This is a genomic window from Streptomyces sp. ADI95-17, from assembly GCF_003846175.1.
GTDB classification, from domain to species: Bacteria; Actinomycetota; Actinomycetes; order Streptomycetales; family Streptomycetaceae; genus Streptomyces; species Streptomyces sanglieri.
Window position 1 is genome coordinate 210,245 of record NZ_ML123055.1, and the last position, 2,190, is coordinate 212,434.

The window sequence follows — 2,190 nt, forward strand, 5'->3', positions numbered from 1 at the left end:
CGATTCACGAGGTTCGGCGCTGGCGCCCGTCCGCGCCGGATGCGCGCCACCGTTTGGGCGTCCGCCCCTTCCCCGCTGGGGGCCTTCACGGCCAGGCAACCAACGACCCCGGTCCGTGCAACGCCGCTCCGCTCCTCAGTCTTTACGTACGTGACGTTGCCCAAGTCTGATCGCGAAGACCTGAAGCGATAGCGATCCGGGCCCGCTCCGCCACACGAGCTGGGACGTGCCACACAGGGCCGCCGGCCGTCGTACCTCATGTGTGGTGAACTATGGCCCGGTTTCGAGATGTTGATCTCGTCTCGGCAAGAAAGTGGGAGGGATCGTGAGCCTTGGCGGGGGGACGTGGCAGCGACTGACCGCCGTGGTGCTCGTCATGGCGGTGGCGGCCGGGTGTACGGGGCAGGGCGAAGGGCCGGAGGGCGGGAACGACAAAGACCTGCTGCGGGACCACGACTGGACGCAGATGCCGGGCACCACCGCGCGGAACGACGTCCTGCGGGTCAGCGCATCGGATCGGCGCATCGTGGAGCAGGACTCCTCCGGCGGCCAGCCCAATCCCCCGCTGAACCTGGCCGGCCCGCATCTGAGGTCCGATGGCGACTTCACTGTCACCGCACGGATGTCCGGTGTGGGCGACGATGACGGCGACTCATGGCTGCGGCTGTACGGACGGGTACCGGTCATCTACGACGAGTGGCGGCAGGAGCGGCCCTCACTCCGCGTCGGCGTGACCGCCGACGGACAAGTGAAGGTACAGATATGGGACGGCGAGGGCGACGAGCCAGCCACCTCCAAGGTTTTCGACTGCGGCTGCTCCGGGACGGTGACGCTGGCCGTGTCGAGCATCGGTGACACCTTCCGCGTGAAAGCCGACGGGCGGCGGCTGGGAACCGTGCAGGACCCGGGGGTGTTCGCCGAGGGCACTGTCTGGTTCGGTCTGGAGGCGGACGGGGGCGAAGACGAGCGCCGCGAGGGATGGCGTCTGACGCAGCTGATCGCGCGGGCAGAGAGCGGTGACTCGCTCCGCGTGGTCAACGCGCCGCAGCTACGCCAGGAGCAGTCCGACGACTCGCTGCGTGCGCGGGCCGCAGACGTGGGGCGGCCGTTCGACGTCGGCGCCGCCCTAGCCGAGAACCCGCTGCTCACCGACTCCCGCTACCGGGCGCTCGCGGGGAGCCAGTTCTCCATGCTCACTCCGGAGAACGCGTTCAAGCCACAGTTCCTCCACCCGCGCCGGGGCGTCTACGATTTTCGCGACGCGGACCTACTCGTACGCTTCGCCCGCGCAAACGACATGAAGGTTCATGCGCACACCCTCGTCTGGCACGAGGCTCTGCCCAACTGGATGCGGGAGAACGACGATCCCGAGGAGGTGCGCCGGACCATGCTCCGGCACATCGCCACGGTCGCCGGTCACTTCAAGGGGAAGGTCGCGGAATGGGATGTGGTCAACGAGCCCATGTCCGACGACAAGGAGAGCTACACCAACGGGGATCTTGGTCTGCGCTCCGAGCAGAGCCCGTGGTTCGAGGCCATGGGCGAGGAGTACATCGACGAGGCGTTCAGGGCCGCCCACCGGGCCGATCCGAAGGCACGGCTGTTCCTCAACGAGTACGGGGTCGAGGAGGAAGGCGAGCGGTGGGACGCCCTTTACGATCTGGTCAAGCGGCTCAAGGAACAGGGCGTACCGATCGACGGCGTGGGTTTCCAGAACCATGAGTACGCACCCGGCGACCGCATCGCCCCGGAGACCTTCCGCAGCCATGTGCGGGATCTGGCGGAGCTCGGGGTCCAGGCGCGGGTGTCGGAGATGGACGTCCCCATAGGCGAGGACGAGGAGGACGGGCGGGAGACCCAGGCCGACGAGATGGTGGGCAAGCTGCGGGTCTGCCTGGAGGAGCCGAACTGCACATCGTTCTCCACGTGGGGATTCACCGACCGGTACGGTTCCACCGCCGACACCAAGATCTATCCTCCGCGCACGGCCGATTCCCTGCCGTGGGACGCGGCCCTGCGGCCGAAGCTGGCGTACGAGCGCCTGCTCGAGGCCTTTGACGAGGCGTGAGGCATCAGGGCGGCACTGTCACGTTGACTGACCGGCCTGGGATGATCTTCTGGTTGGTCATGGTGGGAGGGGTCGTCCGTGGACAGCGCGCCGCCGTCGTGCAAGGGGCACCGGTACCCGGT

The 2,190-nt window shown here is 67.9% G+C and carries 1 protein-coding gene; it reads left to right on the forward strand.

Annotation, left to right across the window (positions count from 1 at the left end; all coding sequences use genetic code 11):
* Positions 1–325: 325 nt before the first annotated feature.
* Entirely contained in the window at positions 326–2,068 is a 1,743-nt protein-coding gene (locus EES42_RS42340) for an endo-1,4-beta-xylanase (RefSeq protein WP_124723518.1), read from the forward strand.
* The last annotated feature ends 122 nt before the right edge of the window (positions 2,069–2,190 follow it).